Genomic DNA, 23516 nt, shown 5'->3' with positions numbered 1-23516 from the left:
GATCTGCGCCTGCTGCTTGGCCTGGGCATTCTGGTCTGCCAGCAGGCGCTGACAATGATGGCGGACCTCAGCTCGGACGAAGCTCACTGACGTAGCAGTGGCAGCGCCCAAGACCGCAGCGACCAGAATGCCTGCCCACCAGAAAGGCAGAAAAGCCAGTGCAAGCATAATGGCCAGTAAGCCGGGCGCCGTTGTTATCAGCGTTAGCCGTCGATTGTTGAAGTATTGGTTATTGCTCACAGATAGCCCCTCTTTAGTCATGGCTATCTTCCTGCCCGTGGGACAACTGCAACAATTGGCTGGCGCCCGATTTTCTGATAGGGCAGAGGTAGCTTGAGGGGTAGGGCGAGGACTACTGGCAGGTAATGTGCTGGACGGTTACAGCGTCAGGCGGTCTCGCATCGCATAGTACCAGGCACCGATGGCCGTTAGCGGCACACGGAAAAGGCGGCCGCCCGGAAACGGATAGTGCGGCAGGCTGGCAAAGGCATCGAAGCGCTCGGCCTGGCCCTGGATGGCCATGGCCAGGGCCTTGCCCGCCACGTGCGTAAAGGTGACTCCGTGACCGGAACAGCCCTGGGAATAGAACACGTTGTCCTGCAGGCGACCCATCTGGGGAAGCCGTGACAGGGTAAGCAGGAAGTTGCCGGTCCAGGCGTAATCGATCTTCACGTTGGCCAGTTCCGGAAAGGTTTTCAGCATGTTGGGGCGGATCAGCCGTTCGATATTGGCCGGGTCCCGGGCCCCATAGACCACGCCACCACCGTAGATCAGGCGTTTGTCCCCGGACAGGCGGAAATAGTCCAGCAGGTAGTTGCAGTCTTCCACGCAGTTGTCCCCGGGCAGCAACCTGTTTGCGGTGGCCTCGTCCAGGCGTTCCGTGGCAAGGATCTGTGACCCGCAGGGCATGGATTTGGCCCCGAGTTCCGGAACCAGGCCGCCCAGGTAGGCGTTGCCGGCCAGCACCACAAACTGAGCCTTGACCTCGCCTTCGGCAGTTTTCACCGTTGCTGGCTGGCCCGGAATCAGTTGAATGACTTCCGAGTGCTCGTGAATCACACCACCCAGGCTCTCCAGCGCCGCGGCTTCGCCAAGGGCCAGGTTCAGCGGATGAATATGCCCGCCAGTGTGGTCGATGGCACCGCCCACGTAGCGCTCGGTGCCGACCCGGGTACGAATGGCGTCCCGGTCCAGCAGTTCAAGCTTGTGATAGCCATGCCGTTGCCAGAGCGCCTGCTGGGCTTCCAGGTGTTTGAGCTGGCGAGGGTTCAGGGCGGCGAAGATTCCGCCTTCCTTGAGATCGCAGTCAATATCGTAGGTGCTTACCCGCTGGCGGATGATCTGGCTGCCTTCAAAGGCCATGTCAGCCAGCAGACGCAGCTGATCTGGGGCAGTCTGGCGTTCGATGGTGTCCAGGTCACGGCTGAAGCTGTTGACGATCTGGCCGCCATTTCGGCCGGAGGCACCCCAGCCCACAGTCGCCGCTTCCAGCACCACCACCCGGAAGCCTGCTTCAGCCAGGAATAGAGCTGTGGACAGACCGGTATAGCCAGCACCCACCACGCAGACGTCTGCCTGGCACTGACCCTGAAGCGCAGGGCGCTTGGGGGCCGGATTGGTAGAGGCAGCGTAATAGGATGGAACCGGGGAATAATGGGTCATGGTTAGGGCACCAGGGAGCTTGGAGATGCGAGTCTATGCCACGCCCGGGCATTGGGGAAGCCACGTTTTTCTACCTATATCAGAGGCCGCGATTGCGCAGGAAACTGCTGCTATGATCACTGGATTCCTATGCCTGCGTTCTACGCCTGCGCCCTATGCTGCCTCCTATGCCCGGAGAGTGCTCCATGAACTCGATTGATAGTCTTACCACCCCAACGGACTGCGCCGGATGGCAGTCGCTGGCCCAGCAGCTCGGTTTTGAAGGCCGTGCCTATGTGAATGGCCAGTATCAGTGGGCTGTTTCAAGCGAAACCTTTGTTTGCCTCAGCCCAATCGACGGGCGGGAGCTTACCAGCGTGGCCAGCTGTGACGTGGCCGATGCGGAGCTTGCTGTCGATGCCGCGCGCAAGGCTTTCGAGAGCGGCATCTGGAGTCAGCTTGCACCTGCCGACCGCAAGGCCGTTCTGTTGCGTTTTGCCGAGTTGATTGAAAAACATGGCGACGAGCTTGCTCTGCTGGAAACCCTGGATATGGGCAAGCCGGTCAGCCACGCGCGTACGGTGGACGTGCCTGCAACTGTTCGGGCCATTCGTTGGACCGCAGAGGCGATAGACAAGGTTTACGGCGAACTGGCGGCGACGCCCTACAATCAAATCGGGATGATCTCACGGGAGCCGGTCGGCGTTGTAGCAGCCATTGTGCCCTGGAACTTCCCGATGATCATGGCCTCCTGGAAGATCGCGCCGGCGCTTGCCACGGGCAATTCGGTGATCCTCAAGCCCTCCGAGAAATCACCTCTGACCGCCATTCGATTGGCAGCACTGGCGACCGAGGCCGGCATCCCCCCGGGCGTGTTCAACGTTCTGCCCGGTTACGGCCACACTGTTGGCAAGGCACTGGCCCTGCACATGGACGTCGATTGCCTGGTTTTCACCGGCTCCACCAATGTGGCCAAACAGCTGATGATTTACGCCGGTCAGTCGAACATGAAACGGGTATACCTGGAAGCGGGAGGCAAGAGCCCCAACATCGTCTTCGCCAATGCGCCGGACCTGAAGAAAGCGGCCGCCGAGGCCGCCACTGCCATTGCATTCAACCAGGGGGAAGTCTGTACCGCCGGCAGTCGCTTGCTGGTTGAGGAGAGTATACGGGTCGAGTTTGTCGGACTGATCCGTGAGGCGCTGAAAACCTGGCGTCCGGGTCATCCCCTGGATCCGGCCACAACCTGCGGTGCCATTGTTGATCAGGCGCAGCTGGACCGTATTATCGAATACATTGGCGTTGGCCAGTCAGAGGGGGCAAGACTGGTAGAAGGCGGCGGGCGGATGATGGAGGAAACCGGTGGCCTGTACGTTCAGCCTGCGGTGTTTGACGGCGTGAGGAACGACATGCGGATTGCGTCGGAAGAAATCTTCGGGCCTGTGCTGTCGGTGATCGGATTCACCACGGCCGAAGAGGCGATTGCCATTGCCAACGATTCTATCTTCGGGCTGGCGGCCGCGGTCTGGACATCCGACCTCAATACCGCCCATAAGGTAGCGCGGGCTTTACGGGCCGGTAGCGTGTGGATCAACCATTACGACGGCGGCGACATGACCGCGCCCTTCGGTGGTTTCAAACAGTCCGGCAACGGGCGTGACAAGTCGCTGCACGCCTTCGATAAGTACACCGAACTGAAAGCCACTTGGCTGATGCTTGAATAAAAGGGTCTAGTGTCCCGGGGACACTAGACCGTGTGTAGGTACCAGAGGTATTCCAGGTCCGAGATGGTCATCTCGAACTCGTTCAGCTCATGTTCCTTGCAGGCCACGAACACGTCCATGAAATCCCGGCCCAGGTAATCCGCCATCACTGTGGACTGGGCCAGTTCCCGCAACGCATCGCGCAGGTTGTTCACCAGGCTGGCTTCGTGTTGCTCATGGGCGTTGCCCACGGTCACCGGCGGCGGCTCGATCCTGTTGGAAATGCCATAGTGTATGCCGGCCAGCACCGCTGCCATCAGCAGGTAGGGGTTGGCGTCGGCCCCGGCGACCCGGTGTTCGATGCGCAACGCGCCCGGCTCCCCGCCTGGCAGGCGGAGTGAGGCGGTGCGGTTGTCGACGCCCCAGGTAGCAGCGCTGGGTACATAGTATTCAGGGCTGAACCGGCGGTAGGAGTTGATGTTGGGGCAAAACAGCGCCATGGCATCATTCATGGTGGCCACCAGCCCGCCGATCGCCCAGCGCAGCATGTCGTTGGGTGCTTCGGCGTCGCCGGCAAAGACATTGCGGCCCTGTGCATCCACCATGCTGATATGCAGGTGCATGCCGCTGCCCGCCTGATTGTGGTAGGGCTTGGCCATGAAGGTGGTGTCCATTTCATGGTCGTAGGCCATATTTTTGATCAGGCGCTTGAGCAGGGTGGCGTGATCACAGGCACGAACGGCGTCATCCACGTAATGCAGGTTCACTTCAAACTGGCCGGGGGCGGACTCTGCCACCAGTGCGTCGGCGGGCAGTCCCTGCTCACGGGCTGCGTCCAGAACGTCTGCCAGCAGTTCCGCATATTCGTCCAGATCATCAATGGAGTAGGCCTGGGTGCCGGCCGGGCGCTTGCCGGAAATCGGGGACTTGGGTGGCTGCGGGCGGCCTGCCAGGTTTTCCTGATCAATCAGGTAAAATTCGAGCTCATAGGCCGCAACCGGTGTCAGCCCCAGTTCTGAAAAACGTCCCACGATGTTCTGCAACACTACGCGCGGGTCGGCAAAGAACGGGGTTTCGCGGTCCAGCTCGAACATGGTCAGCAGCAACTGGGCGGTGGGCCGCTTTTGCCAGGGTTCCATGGTGAGGGTGCCATCAATGGGCAGACAGACACGGTCCGACTCGCCAATATCCAGGCCCAGTCCGGTTTCTTCCACGGTGGTGCCCTGGATATTCAGGGCAAAGATTGACGCCGGCATGGCGACGCCCCGCTCGAACACCTTGGTCAAGGCAGATGGGTCCACCCGCTTGCCACGGACAATGCCATTCATATCCGGAATCAGCAGATCAACAAACTGCAGCTCGGGGTGCGCCTGAAGAAACGTTTCGGCGTCTGTAAAACCAGAACCCATAAGGAAAGCCTTCCACAAACTCTGACAGGCCTGTGGCGAGGGGCCGGCACAGGGACTATATGGCCTCCTTTATCCGGCTTTCCGCGGTACATTGCAATATAGGCAAATACCGTATCAGCCGCCGCCTGATCCGAAATCGTTAGAGGAACGTTTGCATAACGGGTAGGGTTGATAGTCAGTCATCGACACAAATTCATTGATTCAGGGAGTAACACCCCATGAAAAAAACGGCCAGCCTGGCGGTTGTTCTGGCGCTGTTCAGCGTTACCAGCTGGGCCCAGGAAACCAATTTGGATACCCGCAACAAGCACATTTTCTGCTCGGCCCACCTGACGGTGGTCGGCGCCACACTCGACGAAGACAACAATGAACGCAGGGCCCTGGCCTATCTGTCTGACATGCATCGTGAGGAAGCCACGGCGCTGGGCGCCACCGGGAAACACTTCACCGACGTTGCCGAGTACCTTAAAAAGGTACGCAGCAGCGATGAGAACAAGTGGGCCCGGCTTTCCAATCAGGCCAGAATTGTTTGCCTTCCAGGCTCTGATGGTGCTGGCGAAGGGCAACAGGGATCCTGAGATTTGCCGCTTATCAATAGCTGGCTCCCACTAGCTGGTGGTAGTCCGCCCGGAATCTGGCAAAGCTCAAGTAGTGTCCGCGGTGGTCTACCAGATCCATGGCGTCAAAGGCTTCAACAAATGCCCTTTCCTCGCCGCTGCTGATTGTTCCGGGGTGATAGTTCTTCCAGTCCATGAACTGGACCAGGTCCAGTAGCAGAGTCATGGCCAGTGAGCCATTGGCTCTTTCAAGATACCGGTAAGCCAGCCCGTAGTGTTCATAACGATAAATCGCGCTGCCGGCGCTATGGGCGTAGACGTCCTGGAGAGGGCTGTAATCATAGTGCTGATACGCGGAGGCGACTGGTTCATTAGCTACCACCGTTGCCTGGCCTTCGGCGAACCACAAGGGCAGAAGGGAATGGTCGGAATCATAGCGGCCCAGGTTCTCCTGAACATAGTGAGCCAGGTCATGGGTGAATATCCGGCCTGCGTCGTAGGGCCAACTGCCGGGATAGGCGGCGACAGCAACCGCTGCGAGGGAGGCAGACGAAAGTTCCGCCGACGTGACACTTGGGCTCAGGCAGGCGATGAGGTGTCCGGGATAGGGCGCGGCCGCTGTGCGGTCAACGATAAAATCCTGCCAGCTCATGCGGAATTTGTTCAATACGCCGCCAATGCGGTTGTCCAGTTCAGTGGCTGCCGCGCGGAAGGCGGTGTCGCTATAGGCTGGCGAGCCATAGACCCGGACCCGGGCGTTGGCGGTTTCAAAGTAGAGGGTTTCGCCGACACAGGCCTGTGATGCTTTGTTCAGGCTCCAGCTTGCAGCCGGGAAGTAATGGCCGGTATCCCTGGCGTCCAGAAAATGGCCATGGGAATAGTAGTTATCGCCGTACTCATAATAAGAGCCACTCGTCGTGCCGCTGACTTTACAGCCGGCCAGCATAATAATGGCCAGAATCAGCCCTCCCTTTGCCCATGTCTTTGACCACCACACCATGAGTTCTCTCCGCGATCATTTGTTGCTGACTATTTTCGCGAAGCAGGGCGGGGTTGTCCGTCAAGGGATGTAAAGACAGCGTAAATTATCCGGTCCAGAGCCGGGCCCGGAAACGGTTCTTGCGCCAGAGTAGAGCAAGCCAGAGGGCGTGAATATTGATTAGTGCTGCCAACACCCACTCAAAGGCATCGTCCTTTGTATCGTGGAAGTCTGGTGCAAAGCCATCGATGATCACGGAAAGAATGCCGACTCCGAGGGTCAGCAGGCACAGGTTCATCAGTTTTCGCCCTGTGCGGACCCATTGGGGGTGTTTGGCCAGTGCCCCACTGACAAGCAGTTCGCAGATGAAGGTGAGGGAAAAATACAGAACCACGCCTGTACGGCGAATAAGATTGAACCCGTCGCCTGCGTGACCCAGGGCCAGGGTGTAGGCAGCAAGGGAGAGGCTGGCTATCAGCCCCAGCCAGGGTATCCAGGCCACCCCTCTGGAATGGATGCCAAGCTGGCGTAGCCAGCGGCTGTTCAGCCACCAGAACAGTATTCCCAGCAAGGCTGCAGGCAGCATGGTGCCTTTGAAAATAAAGTAGGAGGTCCCGTACCGACCGGTTCGGCTGATGCTGGTGCAGCTGTCCCAGTAGGGAATACACAACTCTACATGGCCCTCCAGTACCGACACGGCGAAGGTGATGTGAATCGTCAGCAGAGGGATCAGAGCGGCGGCGAGCGCGAGCCACCAGAGAGGGAAGGATCGGTGGTCTGTCATGGTGCCGGCTCGCCGCCCGGGTTATTCACTGTTGCGGGCCTTGTTTCAAGTATCGCTCGTGAAGTTGCCGGATAACCTCCGCCATCACCGGAAAGGGCCCTTCAACGGGGAGTCCGGGCACAACATCGTGGATAGGCAGGGTGGCAACGGGTGGCGGGGCAGCATGGAATTCATCCAGCCAGGCAGCCAGCTGTTCCGAGGAACTGGCGTAAACAATCCGTCCCAGACCAACCCAGCCATGAGCCGCTGCGCACATCGGGCAATGCTCGCCGGAGGTGTACACCGTTGCTGCCGCCCGTTCATCGGGAGTCATATTGGCAGCTGCCCAGCGGGCAATCGCGAATTCCGGATGTTGGGTGTCGTCGCCATCAGCCGTCAGATTATGACCCTCGAACAGCACATCCCCATGCTCGTCCACCAATACCGAACCAAAAGGTGGGTTACCAGTCTCCACAGCTCTGGTTGCCAGTTCGACGCAGCGGTCGAGGTGTTTCATACCGTCTTCGTTAATCATCGCTTCTCCGTTTGCTGCGTGGCTCTTATGAGATTGGACAATCTTGTTTGCAGATTCAAGCAGTGGGCCTATTGAAGGCGCCGCTCGTAATGTCCGGATAGCTGACTTTTATGGATGGGAGCGAATAATGGAAGCGACAGCGCTTTTACTGACCGCCGCTTTGTTCGGTGGCATGGTTCTGTATTCTGCGGGTTTCGCAGGGTTTCTGTTCAAGGTACTGCCGCCGGATACGGCCGGTTCGTCCCTGCGACGGGCCTTTCCGGTGTTCTACCTGCTGGTGATTGGCTTTTCCGGCGCTGCGGCGGTTCTGGTGTTTCCTTCGGACACGGTAAGCGCTGTTACATTAGCCCTGATAGCGGTTACCACGGCTCCCACTCGTCAGGTGCTGATGCCTGCAATCAACGACGCGAAGGATGTCGGTAACAAACGCCGCTTTGGCGTTCTGCACGGATTGTCCGTGTTAATAACCCTGGCGCACATCGGTCTGGCCGGCTGGGTATTGGTGCGGTTTCTCTGAGAGGTGGCGATCAAGGCCCCGGCATTCTGGCGGGGCCTTTTTTATAGGCGGACTAATCGCTCTGCTTCTGTGGCTGCTCCGCCTCGGCAGATTGCTCGAATTCCGTGTACCTCGGATCAAGCTCTGAGAGCCCCAACCCCGCTTCCGGCGAGGTGGTGTAATAATGCTCCTGTTGGGTAACCTCTGGATGATCGCGCCCAGGACCCAACAGCATGAACAGGCTCAGCCCCCCAAGAACCAGGGCATTGCTGATAAACAGTCCCTTCGCACCCAGCAGTTCCATGAACAGGGCGCTCAGGAGTGGCCCGATGATGCTTCCAACCCCGTAGCTAAGAAGAAGTGCGGTACTGGCCGCGGTGACCTGATGGCTTTCCATCAGGTCGTTGGTGATGGCGACGGCGATCGGGTAGATGGCAGCACTCAGGCCCATGTAAAGGCCTACGAATAGGAGCAGTGCCAGGGCACTGTAGTCGCTGAAGGTGCTGATGAAAGCTGCAATCAGGCTACTGAGCCCCGCAACAACCGCGACCACCAGCATTACGCGATAACGGTCAAAACGGTCGCAGACCCGACCGATGGGCCAGGCCAGTAGCATAGCGGCAACGATGGCTGATGCCATGAAATTTGACAGCTGCTGAAGATCCAGACCGATTCGGTCAGCGAACACCGGGCCCATGGCGTAGAACGCACTGATCAGCAGACCGGCGATCAGTGCGCCGAGTGTTCCGGCAGGTGAAGTGCGGTAAAGCCGGATCAGGGACAGCCGATCACTTTTGGTGATGCTGGGCGATTCCCGTTTGGTGAGAGATAGGGGTGTGAGCGCCAGAACCACCAGCACGGCGGCAAGTGAGAATGGAATAAAGCCGGAAGGATCTGCCACCCGGATAAGCACCTGTCCGCCAGCCGTGGAGAGGAAAAAGACAATCTGGTAGATCGCAAACAGACTTGCCCGGTTGCGGTTGTCCGCTCTGCTGCTGAACCAGCTTTCCATAACGATCATCAGCCCGGCCATCACGAAGCCGCCCAGCGCACGCAGAGCGCCCCAGAGACTGGCTTCGATTGCCATTGGATAGGCGAGGATGGATGCCGTGAGAACCGCAGCGAATACAGCGAAGGCCCGGATGTGGCCTACTTTCTCGATGATGCGGCCGGCGTACAGGGTGCCCGCCACAAACCCTATGGAATAGAACGCCAGGATCCAGCCGATCACGCTGGCGCTGAATTCTTCAATACTGAGCCTCAGGCCCAGCAGGGTCATCAGGTAGGCGTTGCCCATCACGAGCAAGATGATACTGACGATTAGTGAAGACAGGCTGACGATGGTCTGTCGCATTGGTCCTCCGCCCGGGTTGGAATCACAAAAAGCGCTCATGCGGTGAGCTAAGGATATCTGTTGGGATGGATATAGGTAAAAAAAGGGGGCTCGCTGTACCCTGCTGACGAATATCCATTTATGCCTATATCTCCGGTCAGGGAAGCGTGCTAAAACGACTCGCCCGTTTAACAGAGATAACAGTATGTCAGATAAATTTTTCTTTAAAGGCCGTCAGGATGCTCGCCAGCACCACACTGCTTACGGCGGCTTTCAGACCAAGGCCGTTCAGAAGAGCGGCAGCCGGAAGTACCCGCTGACGCTGGTGGTGACCAGCGAGGCGCGCAAGCAGGAAATAGAAGCCCAGGTGGCTGCAGCCGATCTGCATGCGAACATCACGGTTGACAGTCGCGATGGCGCTGTTGAGTCCATCGCAGAGCTGACTGTGATTCTGAACAAGGGAGGCACCGTTACCACGGCGAAAGCGCCTTCCCGGAATGATCCCTGTAGTTGCGGCAGCGGTCTGAAGTTCAAGAAGTGCTGCGGCTGAAGGCCGCACTCTCTGGATTCGGCAGCCGGTGTCTAGGCTGGTAAGCGATGACTTATATTCTACACTGAGAATAATGGATTTCGCGGAGGCCTTGGAGAGCCATGAATCAGGACGCATACATACCCCCGCCGGATACCAGCAATGAAGAGGCACGGCTTGAAGAGCTGTTCGGCCTTCAACTGCTGGATTCTGCGTCAGAGCTGCGTTTTGACCGTTACACGAGTCTCGTGGCGAGCGTGTTCGGATTCCCTATTGTTCTGGTGTCACTGGTCGACAGGGAACGGCAGTGGTTCAAATCCAGGTTAGGCTGGAATCGAACCCAGTGTCCCCGGGATATCTCCTTCTGTGGCCACACCATCAATGAGGAGTCGTTGATGGTCGTCCCCGACACCTATGATGACCCCCGTTTTGCGGGCAATCCACTGGTTGCTGGTGAGCCCTACATACGTTTCTATGCCGGTGCGGTCGTGCGCGGCCCCGGGGGCCACGCGCTGGGTACCCTGTGTCTGTTGGATCATCAGCCTCGCTACTTCGATGAAGAGCATCGCACCCGTTTGCGACAGTTTGCCGACCTGATCGAGAATGAAATTGCCCACACAGCACACCTGATCGCGCTAAAAGACGCCATTGCCGACTCAGCCTATTATGATCCCCTGACCAGGCTGCCCAATCGCCAGCTGCTTATGGATCGCCTGGATCAGCTGCTCAAGCTGGCCATGACCGAGCACTTCCAGGTCGCACTGTTACTGTTTAATGTGACGGGGCTGCGACTGATCAATCAGAGTCTGGGTACCGGGGGTGGTGATGAATTGTTGCTGCAACTGGCTGGCAGACTCCAGAGCCACTGTCCTGAGGGCGGATCAGTCGCACGCCTACAGGCCGATGAATTTGTGCTGGTGTTCCCGGCAAAAAACGAAAGCCATCGCAAATCCGTCACTCGGGAGATTCATCAGGCCCTACAGCGCCCCTATCATTGCGGTGAACAGGAGCACTACGTGGGCGTGCGAATAGGAGGTAGCCTGTTTACCAGCCAGGGTGAAAGTGCAGAGACACTGGTTGCACAGGCGTCGGCGGCCATTCGGGTGAGCCCTGAGAGCCTGACTGAACCAGTCCAGTATTTTGAGGACGCCCACTCGGATGCGCTGTCAGAGGCTCTGAGAATCGAGTCGTGCCTGAAGGGCGCCGTGGCAAGAGAAGAATTCCACCTGCTTTACCAACCTATATTCTCGTTAAACACCGGAGAAATGGTGGGCGTTGAGGCTTTGCTGCGGTGGCAAAGCCCCGCGCTGGGGGAGATCACTCCGGATCGGTTTATTCCGCTGGCTGAGCAGGGTGGCCAGATTCTGCCTATCGGAAAGTGGGTCCGCGGAGAAGTCTGCCGGCAATTGCAGCGGTGGTGTCTGGACCCGGACTGGGACATCAGCGTCGCAGTTAATGTGTCGCCGGCTGAAATGCTGCAGCCGACTTTCGCCGAGGAAGTACTTAATCGGTTGGAGCTGGCGCAGATCCCCGAAAGGCTGCTTCGTATTGAAATTACAGAGTATTCTCTGGTGCGCAACAATGAGGTTGTGGAACAGAATCTGACCCGGCTGCGGGCGCGTGACATCCAGATCAATATTGATGACTTCGGTACCGGCTACTCTTCTCTGTCCTATCTTCGGAGGATGCCGGTGAGCAGCCTGAAGATTGACCGGTCTTTTATCGATAGTCTGCCAGCAAGCGAAGACGGGGTGACAATCACCCGGACCATTATCGAGATGGCAAAAGCGCTGGGACTGGACCAGGTAGCCGAAGGTATTGAGAACCCGGCTCAGCTAGCGTTTCTGCATGGGGAGCGATGCACCTATGGTCAGGGATATCTGCTTTCCCATCCGTTGCCACCCGAAGAGATTCCTGCCTTACGGAAAACGACAGCCGGAAAGGCGCTGTGATGGATTCGACTCAGGTTGCCTGGTCCGCGGTCAGGCAACTCAGTGACAGGTCTTTGCCGAGGCGGTAAGTATCGAAATCCCGAGCCAGAAACAGTGTGCCTTCATAGTTCTGCATGGCTTCTGCTGCCAGCTGGTTGATATGGGGCGCGCCGCCAGGGCCGGACTGGTAACGGGAGCTGAAGTGGGTGAGGACCAGGTGGGGCAGTTGCGCCTGCTGGGCAAACCGGGCCACCTGCTCGGCCGAGCTGTGTTGTGGCCAGGGTCCGACCCTTTCGGAAATGTCCTGGGTATAGGTGGCCTCGTGAATCAGTGCATGTGCTCCGTGGCAGGCATCGGCGAGTACTTCCGGGGTGTCGTTATCGCCGGCAACGATCAGGCGGCGGGCCTTGCGGGGGATCCGGGTGTAATCATCGCTTCTGAGCAAGCGCCCGTCCTCAAGCTGCACATCTTCTCCCTTCTGCAACTGGCTCCAGGCGGGGCCGGGATCGACGCCACCTTCCCGCAGTTTTTCCTGCAGCAACTGTCGCTCGAGGTTCTTTTCAGTGAAGACATAGGCCCGACAGGGAACGCGGTGGGACAGCGGCACATTGGTCACGTCAAAGTGTTCATCCTGCCAGTGAAAGTCCGGGGCTTCCGAGTCAATGAAATTCAATGGGTAGCTCAGGCTGGAGTCACTATTATCAAGCACCGCGTGAACAAGGTTCTGAACCTCGGCCGGGGCAATTACGTCCAACTGCTGGGTTCGGCCCAGCATGGAGGCACTGGTCAGCAGCCCCGGCAGGCCAAAAGTATGGTCACCGTGAATATGGGTGATGAATATGGCCCGCAGTTGCATAACCGAGTAACGGGTTTGCATCAGCTGATGCTGGGTGCCTTCACCGCAGTCCACCAGATACCAGGGTTTGGGACTGGCATGGCACAGGGCCAGAGCACTGACATTGCGTGCTCGCGTCGGCGTTCCAGCGGATGTGCCCAGAAAGGTGAACTCCATGGCGCGTCTCCAGTAAGATTGGCGTTCTGCTGTTTCCAAATCCTACAGGGACGGTACTGCCGGTAACAACGCTCACTATGATCCAACATCTTTCCGAAGCCCTTTTTCCACTGCTGTCCCTGATCATTCTTGGGGCTGTTCTTGGTCGTACGACGGATTTTTTTGACGGCCGGGCGTTGTCTGGCCTTGTTACCTCGGTGGGTATTCCGGCTCTGCTGCTTCATTCCATATTGAGTATGGAAATGGATATTTCCGGTATGGGAGCGCTGGTGGGTATTACCGTGGTCTGGCTGGTGGCCATGTCGGCGGTGACCGCCTTGATGCTTGCCGTGATCGGTTTGCCGGTCCGATCCTATTTGCCGGCCCTGGTTCACCCCAATACAGGCAATATGGGGATTCCCGTCTGTTTTGCGCTGTTCGGGTCGCAGTCGCTGGGTTTGGCAGTGGTGATATCGTCGGTGATCCAGGTAAGCCACTTTACCCTTGGCATCGGTTGTCTGTCTGGCCGTCTGTCGATACGTTCGATGGCGAAGAATGGCCCGGTAATGGCGCTGATCGTCGGGGCACTGCTGCTGGTAGCCGACATTCGCCTGCCGGGGCCAGTCATGACCACGCTGGATATGCTGAGCTCGATTACCATTCCGGTGATGCTGATGTTGTTGGGCAGCTCTATTGCCAGTCTGAAACTGGCAGGGGCCCGGGATGTTCTCAGGCCCCTGGGGTTCAGCTTTTACCGACCACTGGTTGGCCTCGCGGTGGCCTGGCTACTGCTGCTGGTCTGGCCGTTCGGCGACCTGGAGGCGCAGGTTTTCCTGATTCAATCGGCCATGTCGGTTGCGGTGATGAGCTATGTGCTGGCGGTGCGTTACCAGGGGCCGTCCCAGGAGATAGCGTTGACTATCCCCATGTCCTTGGCGGTTTCATTGGGTGTCGTTGTGGTCTTTGCACTGTTCCAGTGAGGATCAGAAGGTATAGTCAATCCCGAGCCAGGCGACGCGGCCGAGCTTGCCGTCCGTGTTGACCGGCTGGCCGTGACGTTTGCAATGCTCGCGCTTTGTCTGGTCTGGCTCTGGCGGGGAGTAAGGCCCGATGTGGCTTTTTCTTTTTAGAAGCGTTTTGACGAGAGACCGAGGGGTTCAATGCCCAAACCAACGGAAGCTCAACAACGGGCCACGCTGGCAAGGCTGGACAAATTCAGCCGTTTTACCGATAGCAGCATCGGTATTCCGTTCACCCGATACAAAATTGGCGCAGACGCCGTTATCGGCCTCTTGCCGGTGATCGGGGACGCCGCCGGCCTCGCAATGTCCGGTTATGTGCTGCTGGAAGCGCATCGAGCCGGGGCCAGCAAGGATGTGAAGCTGCGGATGCTGCGCAACGTGGGCATAGATTTTGTGGGTGGTCTTTTGCCTGTTTTCGGCGACGCCTTTGATGCGGTGTACAAAGCCAACACCCGCAACACTCGATTACTGAGGCAATACCTTGAGGAACAACTTGCTGTGGAGCCCCCGCCACCGCCGTTTCCCTGGCGAGCGCTCATTTTCTTGACGATTCTGTTCGCCCTGGTGACTGGCGGGCTGACGTTGGCTTTCTAGGCTTCGAACAAATGCCCCAGCCCCCTTTGTGGCGTCAGTTTTCCACATAACCGCAGAGCCTCCCAGAAGCTCACCTGGTTGGCTGTCAGCACCGGCTTTCCGATCGTCTGTTCCAGATCCGTCAGCCAGGCGGCTGAGTGCAGGGCGGTGTCCGGAATCAGCAGGGCGTCAGCGTCGTCCCGGTTGTTCGCCAGTGCCAGCTCGATTACATCTTCTTTCTTAAGGGTGCCCACTTCCGCGGCGGTCACAATGCCCTGGCCGGACAGGTGGACCACCTCGATGCCGAAGTGGCTGAGGAACTGGCGGAATCGGCTGGCAACGTCTTCGGGATAGGTGGCGGCGATGGCCACTTTTTTGGCGTTGATGGTTTTCACAGCCCGGGCGAATGCCATTGCGGTGGTTGATGCGGGCACGCCCAGGATTTTCTCAAGCGTCTCGATCTGCTCGCTGATCCCGTCCAGGCCAAGGACAAAGCTGGCGCTGGTAGAGGTCCACATCACCGATTCGATGTCAGACCCAACCAGAGATTTTGCCCCCGAGCACAGCCGCTCGACGCTCCCCATCTCACTGAGCGCTTCCACGGTGTGTGCGTCTTCCACAAAGCTGGTATGAATCAGAGTTACCCGGGCGGGCGGATCAATCATGCCGCCCATCAGCGGGTAGTCGTCCTCGGCAGCATGGCCGGGATAGAGAAATCCAAGGCTGGCTGGCGGTGGTGTCTGGCTCATTCGGTTCCCGCTCCCGTTTCCGAAGGATGTCATGAGCGTTCAGTTACTCCTGAAAACCATGGCACCCGCAAGCCCAGACATCAAGCGCCAGCCGGCGCCGGTTCAGAACTCGAGGCAGATCTTGCCGAAGTGTTTGCCGGATTCTTCGAACCGGAAGGCCTCTGCAATGTTTTCCAGGGAGAACGAGCGGTCGATAACCGGGCGCAGGCCATTGGCTTCAATTGCCCGGATCATTTCCTGCTGGTGGAAACGGCTACCAACGATCAGGCCTTGCAGGCGCGCCTGTTTGGCCATGAGTTTTGCCGTAGGTACATCGCCGGCACTGCCTGTTAGTACACCGATAAGCGCAATATGGCCGCCGATACTGACAGCGTCAATGGATTCCGGAAGCGTGCCTGGGCCTCCGACTTCGATCACATGGTCAACGCCCCGGCCCCCGGTGAGTTCCTGCACCCGCTGACCCCAGTTGGGCGTGGTTTTGTAGTTGATGGTGTGGTCTGCACCCATTGCACTCAGGCGCTCCAGTTTCTCATCGGATGACGAGGTGGAGATCACCTGGGCCCCCATCATCTTCGCGAACTGGAGAGCGAAAATGGAGACGCCGCCGGTGCCCAGGGTGAGCACAGTGTCACCGGCTTTAAGTCCGCCGTTAACAATCAGTGCCCGCCATGCGGTCAGGCCTGCTGTGGTCAGGGTAGCGGCTTCGGTGTGGCTGAAGCCTTTGGGGGCATGAGTGAATCCGGAAGCCGGCGCAACGACTTGCTCCCGGGCAAACCCGTCAATCCCGTCGCCCGGAGTTGTGCTGAAATTATCGATGGGCGCAGGGCCGTTCTCCCACTGTGGAAAAAAGGTTGAAACCACGTGATCGCCTACACTGAATTCCTGCACGTTCGCGCCAACTGCTTCAACCACACCGGCGCCATCGGCCATGGGGATGCGACCGTCGGATGTGGGGATGGCGCCAGCGACGACCGCGTAGTCGTGAAAATTCAGGGAATTGGCGTGGATCCGTACTCGCAGCTCCCCGGGGCCCGGCTCACCCGGGTCTGGGCCATCAATGATTTTCAACTGGTCGAGGCCGCCGGGCTGCGAAAGGGTCGCAATTTTCATGGCTTGGGCTCCTTTAAGATGTATTTGGTACGCTAGGGTAGTCGTTAAAAGCCGAATTGGATCACATTTAGCGCCTGACTCGGAGGGCAGTGATGGATGCCCAATGGTTTCTGATTTTCGCAGATATTCTTTTGATCGCGCACACCCTGCTGGTGGCCTTTGTGATACTGGGCCTGGTGGCTATCTATCTTGGGCATATTCTGAACTGGCAGTGGGTGCGTAATATCTGGTTCCGGCTTGCCCATCTGATCATTATTGGAGTTGTGGTACTTCAGTCCTGGCTGGGTGTTATCTGCCCTCTCACCACCTGGGAGATGGCGCTGCGGGATAAAGCAGGGCAGGCCGGATACGACGGTTCGTTTATCCAGCACTGGCTACAGTCGATCCTTTATTACAGTGCGCCCGAGTGGGTTTTTGTTGTGGCCTATACGGTATTCGGAGCTCTGGTTCTGGCGAGCTGGTATCTGGTGCGGCCGAAATCACCGGGGCGATGATTGGACCTTTTATTGCTGTTTTTCGGCCTCCCCCTGCTTCCTCGCTTCAAAACTCTCAAGCTCCACGTTGATAGCGTTCGTTGAAATCACGATTTCGTAAAGCGAATAGAGCAAGGATATCGACAGAAGAATGAGGCTGATTCCAAATGTGATGGCGCCGGCAAGTTCAACGCCCAGAAATAGAAGGAACATGGACATGGTGCAGAGGAAGAAGCTGAGCACGCCGTAGGTCTGCATGCGTTTGGTCAGCACAATGCGTTTGCGCAGCATGCTGATCTGCCGTGCAATCAGAGCGTGGTCTTCTTCGGTGTCCATCTGTTTGAGCTGGCGGATCAGCTGGGCAAGAACCAGAAATCGATTGGTATAGGCCAGTAACAACAGGGAGATGGCCGGAAACAACAGGGCGGGCGTGGTCAGTGTCAAAGTCGGCTCCTGATTTCAGTCGAATCGTTAGTATGGCATTGATTCATCGGGCGTATAAGAACCAATATGTCGCTAGTGCTCGGTACTGCCAGATGGTGCATGCCATACATTTACGTTGGGAGCGAACCACGTTATGCGTTCAGTTGCATTGCTTGATGGTGGCCTCGGCCAGGAAATTTATCGCAGAGCCCGCGAGGTGAGTTCTCCGCTATGGTCCGTCGCTGTCATGTTGGAGCAGTCCGAAACGGTAACCGGCGTGCACGCTGACTTCATCCGCGCCGGCGCCCGTACGCTTACGCTCAATACCTACGCGGCTACACCCACGCGTTTGCATCGGGCCGGGATGGCAGACCGGATCGAAGAGATCCACCAGCGAGCGTTTGACGCCTTGCACAAGGCCATGGAACAGACCACCACTGCCGTGGATGTCGCCGGGTGTCTTCCTCCGCTGGCGGCCAGCTATCAGGGCCAGCCGGAGCGTTCTTTTGACGACTTGCGCAATGAGTACGACACATTGGTTGCGCTGCAGCAGTCCGCCGATGTCATGCTGATCGAAACCATGACCAACACGCTGGAAGCGAGGGCCGCCTGTGCCGCCGCCCGGGAGCTGGGTAAACCGTTTGGCGTATCGTTTCGTCTGGAAGTGGATGGTGGACTGAAATCAGGCGAAAGTCTGGCAGAAGCGGTGACAGCCATTGCTGAATACGCCCCCACCGCAGTCATGCTGAACTGTTGTGACCTGGAAATTCTGGATGCCGCCATGCCGCAGCTGGTTGCCATGTATCCTTGCGTTGGCGGCTATGCCAATGCATTCGAATCGGTGGAAGACGTGGCGAAGGGCGGCCTGGTAGACAGCCTCGAAGCCAGGGCGGATGTCTCGCCGGAAGCCTACGCGAGGGCGGCAAAGCAGTGGCTCGGCGCCGGTGCCAGTGTAGTCGGCGGTTGTTGTGAAATTACCCCCGCGCACATTGCACACCTGGCCAGGAGTCTCGAAAAGGAGTTCGTGCTGACGCGTTTTTCAGAACTGGCAGCCCGGGACTCTAATCAAAACGCCGTGCCTGGCTGAGTCGGTCGCGCCAGTAGTAACCGTTAAGGGACGAGCGGGAAACGCCGCTGGAGGTGGATGAATGGATAAAACTGTCACCACCCATGTAAATGCCCGCGTGCTGATCCTTGTCTTTGATCCGGAAAAATACCAGATCCCCGGCCCGCAGCTGATCCCGGGGCACGATATCACCCTCGGCGAGCATCTGTGAGGTGGTGCGCGGCAGCTGTAGCCCCAGCGCTTCATCGAACGCGGTAGCAATAAATCCTGAGCAATCGAACCCTTTGGCGGAGGTGCCGCCATAGCGATAGGGCGTGCCCTCGTAGCGTTCAAATACCTGCCATAGCCGGTCTGCGGCCTCCGAGTCGGCGGTGGACTGGTCCGCCGGCTGCCAGACATGTTCATTCGCTGACTGCATACTCTGATTGCTGGCGCATCCGCCGAGCCCAAGAGCGGACAGGAGTGTGACGAGCAACATCAGGCGGAGATTCATGGGTGCAGCCTCGGATTGTTCTGGATCTGTTCAGATTAAAAGCCGCGATGCTGGCTTGTCAGGTTAAACTTTGCATCATTTTGTGTTCCAGGAGGTCGCCATGCCGCGCTGTAAGATTGTTGGTTTTCTGTCCCTATTCCTGCTGTCTGGTTGTGGCGCGGGCTCCGGGGATTCTTCCGGCGTCAGCGAGTCCGGTCACACAGCGCCGGCCGAAACTACCCTGGCCGCCAATGAGGCAGTGCTGGAGCAGTTGCCTTTTTCCGACCGAGACGATTTCGCCGATGCCCGCCGAGGCCTGATCGCCCAGGCCCCGGAACTGGTGATTGCCGAGCCCGGTGGCGCCGACATCTGGAACATGCCCGCCTACGATTTTATCGACCCCGAAGGAGCCAATGCGCCCGCGTCGGTCAACCCCAGCCTCTGGCGCCAGGCGGCGTTGAACAACATACACGGGCTGTTCGAGGTAACGGACGACATCTATCAGATTCGCGGATACGACCTGTCCAACATGACCATCATTGAAGGCGATACCGGCTGGATTCTGGTGGACCCGCTGACTGCCAAGGAAACGGCGAGCGAGGCGTTTCTGTTCGCCCGGACCCACCTGGGTGAAAAGCCGGTGAAGGCCATTGTTTTCACCCATAGCCATATCGACCATTTTGGCGGCGTGCAGGGGGTGTTGCAGCACCTGTCTGAAGAAGAGCAGGCCAATCTTGAAATCGTTGCACCCGCAGGTTTTGAAGACGAAGCCACCAGCGAGAATATCATCGCCGGCCCTGCAATGACCCGACGGGCCATGTTCATGTACGGCAAACGGCTGGCCCGGGACGTCCGGGGCCATGTAGACACCGGGCTTGGCAAGGGGCCGGCTTTCGGCACCTTTGGTTTTGCCACGCCTACACAACTGGTCAGCGAAACCGGCACCATCCTTACCCTGGACGGGGTGCCCATGGAATTCCAGATCGTGTCCGGCTCGGAAGCGCCTGCCGAATTCACTTTCTATCTGCCGGAACAAAAGGCCTTCTGTGGCGCCGAACTGGTCAGCCGCAACATGCACAACCTGTATACGCTGCGGGGTGCCAAAGTTCGCGATGCCCGCATCTGGAGCGGTTTTATTGACGAGGCGAAGAACCGGTTCGCCGAAGCGGAGGTCTATTTTGGAAGCCATCACTGGCCGTTGTGGGGGCAGGAAAACATCCAGGATTTTCTGGCGAAACAGCGGGACACCTACAAGTTCATCCACGACCAGAGTGTGCGCCTTATGAATCAGGGGGCAACCCCCCGGGAGATCGCAGAGCAGCTGCAATTAACTGAAGCCCTGATGCAGGATTTTCACAATCAGGGCTACTACGGCACCGTATCCCACAACGCCAAAGCGGTCTATCAGCACTATATGGGCTGGTTTACGGCCAATCCGGCGCAGCTCAACCCACTGCCTGAAGCTGAATCGTCAAAGCGTTACGTGGCGATGATGGGCGGTGCAGACAGTGTTCTGGAAAAGGCACGGGGTGACTTCGACGCCGCATCTTCAATGGATGCTCAGGAGGGGCGCGATACCTATCGCTGGCTGGCGGAACTGCTGAATCACCTGGTGTTTGCCAATCCCGACAACCAGGAAGCCAAAGCCCTGCTGGCGAAGGTCTACTATCAACTGGGCTACCAGGCTGAATCCGGCCCCTGGCGGGATTTCTACCTGTCCGGTGCCTACGAGCTTCGCCACGGCGCGCCCGAAAAAGGCATCGAGCCGGCCGTGATGAGGGACATCCTGCTGCACACGCCGGTGTCGCTGTTTTTCGACAGCATGGCGGTGCGCCTGATTGCCGAAGAGGCGGCCGGTGAACAGATGGCCATCAAGATCTATTTCACTGATCTTGATCAGGCATACCTGCTGACGCTCCAGAACTCGGTCCTCCACAACCGGCCTGTGGCCGCCGATACACCGGCGGACGCCACGCTCAATATTACGCGGCCTGCGTTCGTCGACCTTCTGATTGGCAGGGCGGGGCTGACGGAGCTGCTTTTCAGTGATGACATCAGCTTCGAGGGCAGCAAACTGGACCTGGTCAGTTTCTTCGGAATGTTGGATAAACCGGAAGGGCGGTTTAATGTAGTCGTTCCCTGAAAATCCGACACGGCACCGGAGATACCATGCTCATAGACCTCCAGGCGACAGACGCCAAACACATTCATCCGATTCTGACCCAGGCCGTCATCCCCCGGCCCGTGGCGTGGGTCTTGTCCGAGAACCCGGAAGACGGCTACAACTTCGCTCCTTACTCGTTTTTCACGGTTATCACCAGCAAGCCTCCCATACTGATGGTGTCGGTGGGCAAGAAGCCCGCTGATGGCTCTTTCAAGGACACCCGGGTAAATATCGAGGCTACCCGGCGGTTTGTGGTCCATATTGGCAGTCAGCGCCACGCTCAGGCCATGACGGAAACGTCCCGCCATCTGGATCACGGCCTGTCCGAACTGGATAACCTGGGCATGGATCTGGTTCAGGAGGACGGCTGGCCACTGCCTCGGGTTGATGGTTGCCCGGTGGCGTTATACTGTGAACTGAGGGAAGTGATTGAAATGGGCGATGCGCCGCAATCGCTGGTTTTCGGGGATATAAAGCAGGTTTTTGTGGAAGACAGTATTGCCCGAATCAATGAACAGGGACGGTTCGTGTTCGACGCCAAAGGTATCGACCCGATTGCCCGTCTAGGCGGCAGTGAATACGGTACCCTTGGTGAAATTCTGAATGTTCCGCGACCGGATTAAACCCGACAGATTCATACTGATCTCACTGATCGTCTGGCTGACTGCAATGGTCGATGCTGCCGGCGGGCTTGGCAGGCTCTGGTCGGTCAGTGGCGATGCTCGTTTGTTCATTCTGGGCGCAGAAGCCCTGATGCTTCTGGCCCTGCTGGTGAACGCCCTGGCCCTGAAAAACTGGGTGTACCGCCATACCTCTGTTTCAGTTTACCGGCAGGCTGCATGGCTCAGTGTCGGCTCGTTGGCACTATGCATACTGGGCGACCTGGTGAACTTCAACCTGCCGGAAACCTATTACCGGCACGGTTCGGTGGTAAAGCATGACTACCTGGCGGATTCGGTCTGGTTTTTTGCGCCCGGGTACCTACTGATGCTGATTGCGGTCGTAAGACTATCCCTGGCCAATGGCTTGAGCGGGCTATTCATCGCCGGAGTATTGTCGGTTGCAGGCATCCTTGGTGGTGTTTCCATTAACGCCATGCACCTTCCGGGTACCGGGGATTACGTCTCGGGTATTACCGGTTTTTACGGCGTCTTCATAACCATTGTCGGGGCCAGCGGGCTCACCTTTATATTCTCGTTTGGAAACGCCCGCTTCAGGCCCGCAGTGTTGCTGGTTGGTGGCGGTGTCGTGTTGGCCGCCCTGGCCGATAGCGTCATCGGACAATTCTGGATCTATGGAAACGGCGGCGAAGGTTACTTCCCGGAAGTCAGATACGTGAACTGGGTTCTCTATATCGGGTCCCAATGCCTGGTGATTCATTTGGCGCGGGTGGCTTTATGTTACGGTCAGCTTGTTCACGCTCATGAGAGAAAGTCCGATTCCTATGTCTGAAGATCCGTTAAAAGCGCTTTCCGATATGGCCAGCGATGCCCACGCCCGCATCCAGGCCACCCACAAACACATCAATCCGGTAGTAGAGGTGCGCCGCGGCATGCGCGACTCCGGCATACCCGCCGACGTGATGACCATCGACTGCCTGCGAACCCGCCGCCGTATTACGCTGATCCTGCACGATGAGCAGCCCGGTGTGCTGCTTTATCAGTTCATTACCATTGAAGATGAGGTGGGCGAGGACTTCCAGAGCATGGCGCTGTCAGAAATGGACACCCAGAAGCTTTTTCAGTGGATCGAAGCGTATTTTGGCTAAGGGCATTTGAGCCCCCAGCCAGACGTGCTTATGCGGAGCGGCGTCGCGCCAGACCCAGGCCAAGAAGACCCAGGGACAGCAGCGCCAGGGTGCCCGGCTCTGGTACTTCACGTACGCTCAGACTGGCGAGAAGGTTAACTGATGTTTTCTCATGCTCTGGTGTGGTGAGTTCAGAAGCATTGCCCTCGAAGCCCAGCAGATCGAGTGAGTAGGCTTTGGAATCAAGCACGAACTCGGATGTCAGGCTTTCATCAAAAGTAACCCGCACAATGTCATCGACCGGACCAGTGTAACTGGTGGTCGACTTGTCCTTTCCGAACACGACTTTCACAAACCAGCAAATCAGGTCGCAGCTTTGAACCGGTGCGTTGTTAAGCGTTTCGTCGTGAGAAAATTTAAAAGTGAAAGGACCTGTCACTTTTGAACCCGCGCCAGCAGAGAATTCGGCGTAAACATCAAGATCCACGCTGTCGATCGCGGTACCGGACGGAATCGCATAGTTGTAATGGGTGAACTCGCCCAGAACAAAAGGTGTCGAGTCGTTGATGGCAATCGGCAGGTCCCCATTGGCGGTGAAACCGTATCCACTTTGCTTGTGGGCCGTACCCCAACGAATCTGGTTGGTTCCTTCGCCGCTGACATCCTGTCCTCCGGACACGTTCTCCCATTGCCCGTTAACCGTATCGAGGTTGACCGGAAAGGCCAGAACGGTGGATGAGGCAACAGTGAGGGTTAAAGCGCCCAGAAATGACTTCAGGAAACTCATGTTTTTCAACCTGTTGGTGTCAATAGAATTGTGTTGGTCGCGAACAAGCTATTACCGTGCCAG

25 protein-coding genes are annotated in these 23516 nt (G+C 57.9%); 13 read left to right on the top strand and 12 right to left on the bottom strand.

Annotated features, from left to right (window positions below; all coding sequences use genetic code 11):
* Positions 1–378 precede the first annotated feature (378 nt).
* A complete protein-coding gene (locus FPL19_RS02440) occupies positions 379–1662 on the bottom strand; it encodes an NAD(P)/FAD-dependent oxidoreductase (RefSeq protein ID WP_150910272.1) in 1284 nt (427 codons plus the stop codon).
* A 185-nt stretch (positions 1663–1847) separates the two neighbouring features.
* Between FPL19_RS02440 and FPL19_RS02435 the strand changes: the two genes are divergently transcribed.
* Complete coding sequence (locus FPL19_RS02435) at positions 1848–3365, top strand: aldehyde dehydrogenase (protein WP_150910270.1); 1518 nt, start codon at positions 1848–1850, stop codon at positions 3363–3365.
* Between the two features lie 23 nt (positions 3366–3388).
* Here FPL19_RS02435 and FPL19_RS02430 read toward each other — a convergent pair whose 3' ends face one another.
* Positions 3389–4753, bottom strand: a complete 1365-nt coding sequence (locus FPL19_RS02430) for a glutamine synthetase family protein (protein ID WP_150910268.1) — start codon at positions 4751–4753, stop codon at positions 3389–3391.
* A gap of 218 nt (positions 4754–4971) precedes the next feature.
* On the opposite strand from FPL19_RS02430, the gene FPL19_RS02425 reads away from it, so the two are divergent.
* On the top strand, positions 4972–5331 hold the full coding sequence (locus FPL19_RS02425) for a hypothetical protein (RefSeq protein ID WP_150910266.1): 360 nt from the start codon (positions 4972–4974) through the stop codon (positions 5329–5331).
* Positions 5332–5344: 13 nt separating this feature from the next.
* Here the strand turns inward: FPL19_RS02425 and FPL19_RS02420 are convergent, their stop codons facing one another.
* From FPL19_RS02420 to FPL19_RS02410, 3 genes are all read right to left on the bottom strand, one after another.
* A complete protein-coding gene (locus tag FPL19_RS02420) occupies positions 5345–6310 on the bottom strand; it encodes a hypothetical protein (RefSeq protein ID WP_150910264.1) in 966 nt (321 codons plus the stop codon).
* An 85-nt stretch (positions 6311–6395) separates the two neighbouring features.
* Positions 6396–7073, bottom strand: coding sequence for a hypothetical protein (locus tag FPL19_RS02415; RefSeq protein WP_150910262.1), 678 nt, complete (start codon positions 7071–7073; stop codon positions 6396–6398).
* A gap of 25 nt (positions 7074–7098) precedes the next feature.
* Complete coding sequence (locus FPL19_RS02410; protein WP_191965197.1) at positions 7099–7587, bottom strand: nucleoside deaminase; 489 nt, start codon at positions 7585–7587, stop codon at positions 7099–7101.
* A gap of 127 nt (positions 7588–7714) precedes the next feature.
* Here FPL19_RS02410 and FPL19_RS02405 point away from each other — a divergent pair, with 127 nt between their 5' ends.
* A complete protein-coding gene (locus tag FPL19_RS02405) occupies positions 7715–8104 on the top strand; it encodes a DUF4149 domain-containing protein (protein WP_225314264.1) in 390 nt (129 codons plus the stop codon).
* A gap of 52 nt (positions 8105–8156) precedes the next feature.
* Here the strand turns inward: FPL19_RS02405 and FPL19_RS02400 are convergent, their stop codons facing one another.
* Positions 8157–9437, bottom strand: coding sequence for an MFS transporter (locus tag FPL19_RS02400; RefSeq protein WP_150910261.1), 1281 nt, complete (start codon positions 9435–9437; stop codon positions 8157–8159).
* Between the two features lie 184 nt (positions 9438–9621).
* Between FPL19_RS02400 and FPL19_RS02395 the strand changes: the two genes are divergently transcribed.
* Together FPL19_RS02395 and FPL19_RS02390 are read left to right on the top strand one after the other, a co-directional pair.
* Positions 9622–9966, top strand: a complete 345-nt coding sequence (locus FPL19_RS02395; RefSeq protein ID WP_150910259.1) for a PBPRA1643 family SWIM/SEC-C metal-binding motif protein — start codon at positions 9622–9624, stop codon at positions 9964–9966.
* Positions 9967–10067: 101 nt separating this feature from the next.
* Positions 10068–11897 (top strand): putative bifunctional diguanylate cyclase/phosphodiesterase, encoded by a 1830-nt coding sequence (locus FPL19_RS02390; RefSeq protein ID WP_150910257.1) that lies wholly within the window; start codon positions 10068–10070, stop codon positions 11895–11897.
* A 10-nt stretch (positions 11898–11907) separates the two neighbouring features.
* Here the strand turns inward: FPL19_RS02390 and FPL19_RS02385 are convergent, their stop codons facing one another.
* The gene (locus FPL19_RS02385; RefSeq protein ID WP_150910255.1) at positions 11908–12888 is read right to left on the bottom strand and encodes a ribonuclease Z; all 981 of its coding nucleotides are present in this window, start codon (positions 12886–12888) and stop codon (positions 11908–11910) included.
* Between the two features lie 77 nt (positions 12889–12965).
* Here FPL19_RS02385 and FPL19_RS02380 point away from each other — a divergent pair, with 77 nt between their 5' ends.
* Positions 12966–13847, top strand: coding sequence for an AEC family transporter (locus tag FPL19_RS02380; RefSeq protein ID WP_150910253.1), 882 nt, complete (start codon positions 12966–12968; stop codon positions 13845–13847).
* A gap of 180 nt (positions 13848–14027) precedes the next feature.
* A complete protein-coding gene (locus FPL19_RS02375; protein WP_150910251.1) occupies positions 14028–14483 on the top strand; it encodes a DUF4112 domain-containing protein in 456 nt (151 codons plus the stop codon).
* Here FPL19_RS02375 and FPL19_RS02370 read toward each other — a convergent pair.
* On the bottom strand, positions 14480–15211 hold the full coding sequence (locus FPL19_RS02370) for a maleate cis-trans isomerase family protein (RefSeq protein WP_150910249.1): 732 nt from the start codon (positions 15209–15211) through the stop codon (positions 14480–14482). The two genes, FPL19_RS02375 and FPL19_RS02370, sit on opposite strands and share 4 nt — an antisense overlap.
* Before the next feature lie 102 nt (positions 15212–15313).
* Positions 15314–16321 (bottom strand): zinc-dependent alcohol dehydrogenase family protein, encoded by a 1008-nt coding sequence (locus FPL19_RS02365; protein ID WP_150910247.1) that lies wholly within the window; start codon positions 16319–16321, stop codon positions 15314–15316.
* A gap of 92 nt (positions 16322–16413) precedes the next feature.
* Between FPL19_RS02365 and FPL19_RS02360 the strand changes: the two genes are divergently transcribed.
* A complete protein-coding gene (locus FPL19_RS02360; RefSeq protein ID WP_150910245.1) occupies positions 16414–16815 on the top strand; it encodes a DUF2784 domain-containing protein in 402 nt (133 codons plus the stop codon).
* Positions 16816–16824: 9 nt separating this feature from the next.
* On the opposite strand, the gene FPL19_RS02355 is transcribed toward FPL19_RS02360, so the two are convergent.
* Positions 16825–17238, bottom strand: coding sequence for a DUF2721 domain-containing protein (locus FPL19_RS02355; RefSeq protein ID WP_150910243.1), 414 nt, complete (start codon positions 17236–17238; stop codon positions 16825–16827).
* A 133-nt stretch (positions 17239–17371) separates the two neighbouring features.
* Here FPL19_RS02355 and FPL19_RS02350 point away from each other — a divergent pair, with 133 nt between their 5' ends.
* On the top strand, positions 17372–18304 hold the full coding sequence (locus tag FPL19_RS02350) for a homocysteine S-methyltransferase family protein (protein ID WP_150910241.1): 933 nt from the start codon (positions 17372–17374) through the stop codon (positions 18302–18304).
* Here the strand turns inward: FPL19_RS02350 and FPL19_RS02345 are convergent.
* Complete coding sequence (locus FPL19_RS02345) at positions 18279–18701, bottom strand: C40 family peptidase (RefSeq protein WP_225314263.1); 423 nt, start codon at positions 18699–18701, stop codon at positions 18279–18281. The genes FPL19_RS02350 and FPL19_RS02345 overlap by 26 nt on opposite strands.
* Before the next feature lie 175 nt (positions 18702–18876).
* Here FPL19_RS02345 and FPL19_RS02340 point away from each other — a divergent pair, with 175 nt between their 5' ends.
* The 4 genes from FPL19_RS02340 to FPL19_RS02325 are packed head-to-tail and all read left to right on the top strand — an operon-like array spanning position 18877 to position 22687.
* Positions 18877–20898: an alkyl/aryl-sulfatase gene (locus tag FPL19_RS02340; RefSeq protein WP_150910237.1), complete on the top strand. Its 2022-nt coding sequence runs from the start codon at positions 18877–18879 to the stop codon at positions 20896–20898.
* Between the two features lie 26 nt (positions 20899–20924).
* The gene (locus tag FPL19_RS02335; RefSeq protein WP_150910235.1) at positions 20925–21542 is read left to right on the top strand and encodes a flavin reductase family protein; all 618 of its coding nucleotides are present in this window, start codon (positions 20925–20927) and stop codon (positions 21540–21542) included.
* Positions 21523–22371 (top strand): hypothetical protein, encoded by an 849-nt coding sequence (locus tag FPL19_RS02330; RefSeq protein WP_150910233.1) that lies wholly within the window; start codon positions 21523–21525, stop codon positions 22369–22371. The genes FPL19_RS02335 and FPL19_RS02330 overlap by 20 nt, the downstream gene beginning before the upstream one ends.
* A complete protein-coding gene (locus tag FPL19_RS02325) occupies positions 22364–22687 on the top strand; it encodes a hypothetical protein (RefSeq protein WP_150910231.1) in 324 nt (107 codons plus the stop codon). The genes FPL19_RS02330 and FPL19_RS02325 overlap by 8 nt, the downstream gene beginning before the upstream one ends.
* Before the next feature lie 28 nt (positions 22688–22715).
* Here FPL19_RS02325 and FPL19_RS02320 read toward each other — a convergent pair whose 3' ends face one another.
* The gene (locus FPL19_RS02320; RefSeq protein ID WP_150910229.1) at positions 22716–23453 is read right to left on the bottom strand and encodes a THxN family PEP-CTERM protein; all 738 of its coding nucleotides are present in this window, start codon (positions 23451–23453) and stop codon (positions 22716–22718) included.
* Positions 23454–23516 lie beyond the last annotated feature (63 nt).

The organism is Marinobacter halotolerans, assembly GCF_008795985.1.
GTDB classification, from domain to species: domain Bacteria; phylum Pseudomonadota; class Gammaproteobacteria; order Pseudomonadales; family Oleiphilaceae; genus Marinobacter; species Marinobacter halotolerans.
This window is presented reverse-complemented; position numbering and strand designations above follow the sequence as displayed.

What these genes read in the sequence shown, in the direction of transcription:
- FPL19_RS02440 (WP_150910272.1), bottom strand. Translation starts at nt 1,662, where the DNA reads ATGACCCATTATTCCCCGGTTCCATCCTATTACGCTGCCTCTACCAAT.
- FPL19_RS02435 (WP_150910270.1), top strand. Translation starts at nt 1,848, where the DNA reads ATGAACTCGATTGATAGTCTTACCACCCCAACGGACTGCGCCGGATGG.
- FPL19_RS02430 (WP_150910268.1), bottom strand. Translation starts at nt 4,753, where the DNA reads ATGGGTTCTGGTTTTACAGACGCCGAAACGTTTCTTCAGGCGCACCCC.
- FPL19_RS02425 (WP_150910266.1), top strand. Translation starts at nt 4,972, where the DNA reads ATGAAAAAAACGGCCAGCCTGGCGGTTGTTCTGGCGCTGTTCAGCGTT.
- FPL19_RS02420 (WP_150910264.1), bottom strand. Translation starts at nt 6,310, where the DNA reads ATGGTGTGGTGGTCAAAGACATGGGCAAAGGGAGGGCTGATTCTGGCC.
- FPL19_RS02415 (WP_150910262.1), bottom strand. Translation starts at nt 7,073, where the DNA reads ATGACAGACCACCGATCCTTCCCTCTCTGGTGGCTCGCGCTCGCCGCC.
- FPL19_RS02410 (WP_191965197.1), bottom strand. Translation starts at nt 7,587, where the DNA reads ATGATTAACGAAGACGGTATGAAACACCTCGACCGCTGCGTCGAACTG.
- FPL19_RS02405 (WP_225314264.1), top strand. Translation starts at nt 7,715, where the DNA reads ATGGAAGCGACAGCGCTTTTACTGACCGCCGCTTTGTTCGGTGGCATG.
- FPL19_RS02400 (WP_150910261.1), bottom strand. Translation starts at nt 9,437, where the DNA reads ATGCGACAGACCATCGTCAGCCTGTCTTCACTAATCGTCAGTATCATC.
- FPL19_RS02395 (WP_150910259.1), top strand. Translation starts at nt 9,622, where the DNA reads ATGTCAGATAAATTTTTCTTTAAAGGCCGTCAGGATGCTCGCCAGCAC.
- FPL19_RS02390 (WP_150910257.1), top strand. Translation starts at nt 10,068, where the DNA reads ATGAATCAGGACGCATACATACCCCCGCCGGATACCAGCAATGAAGAG.
- FPL19_RS02385 (WP_150910255.1), bottom strand. Translation starts at nt 12,888, where the DNA reads ATGGAGTTCACCTTTCTGGGCACATCCGCTGGAACGCCGACGCGAGCA.
- FPL19_RS02380 (WP_150910253.1), top strand. Translation starts at nt 12,966, where the DNA reads ATGATCCAACATCTTTCCGAAGCCCTTTTTCCACTGCTGTCCCTGATC.
- FPL19_RS02375 (WP_150910251.1), top strand. Translation starts at nt 14,028, where the DNA reads ATGCCCAAACCAACGGAAGCTCAACAACGGGCCACGCTGGCAAGGCTG.
- FPL19_RS02370 (WP_150910249.1), bottom strand. Translation starts at nt 15,211, where the DNA reads ATGAGCCAGACACCACCGCCAGCCAGCCTTGGATTTCTCTATCCCGGC.
- FPL19_RS02365 (WP_150910247.1), bottom strand. Translation starts at nt 16,321, where the DNA reads ATGAAAATTGCGACCCTTTCGCAGCCCGGCGGCCTCGACCAGTTGAAA.
- FPL19_RS02360 (WP_150910245.1), top strand. Translation starts at nt 16,414, where the DNA reads ATGGATGCCCAATGGTTTCTGATTTTCGCAGATATTCTTTTGATCGCG.
- FPL19_RS02350 (WP_150910241.1), top strand. Translation starts at nt 17,372, where the DNA reads ATGCGTTCAGTTGCATTGCTTGATGGTGGCCTCGGCCAGGAAATTTAT.
- FPL19_RS02345 (WP_225314263.1), bottom strand. Translation starts at nt 18,701, where the DNA reads ATGCAGTCAGCGAATGAACATGTCTGGCAGCCGGCGGACCAGTCCACC.
- FPL19_RS02340 (WP_150910237.1), top strand. Translation starts at nt 18,877, where the DNA reads ATGCCGCGCTGTAAGATTGTTGGTTTTCTGTCCCTATTCCTGCTGTCT.
- FPL19_RS02335 (WP_150910235.1), top strand. Translation starts at nt 20,925, where the DNA reads ATGCTCATAGACCTCCAGGCGACAGACGCCAAACACATTCATCCGATT.
- FPL19_RS02330 (WP_150910233.1), top strand. Translation starts at nt 21,523, where the DNA reads ATGTTCCGCGACCGGATTAAACCCGACAGATTCATACTGATCTCACTG.
- FPL19_RS02325 (WP_150910231.1), top strand. Translation starts at nt 22,364, where the DNA reads ATGTCTGAAGATCCGTTAAAAGCGCTTTCCGATATGGCCAGCGATGCC.
- FPL19_RS02320 (WP_150910229.1), bottom strand. Translation starts at nt 23,453, where the DNA reads ATGAGTTTCCTGAAGTCATTTCTGGGCGCTTTAACCCTCACTGTTGCC.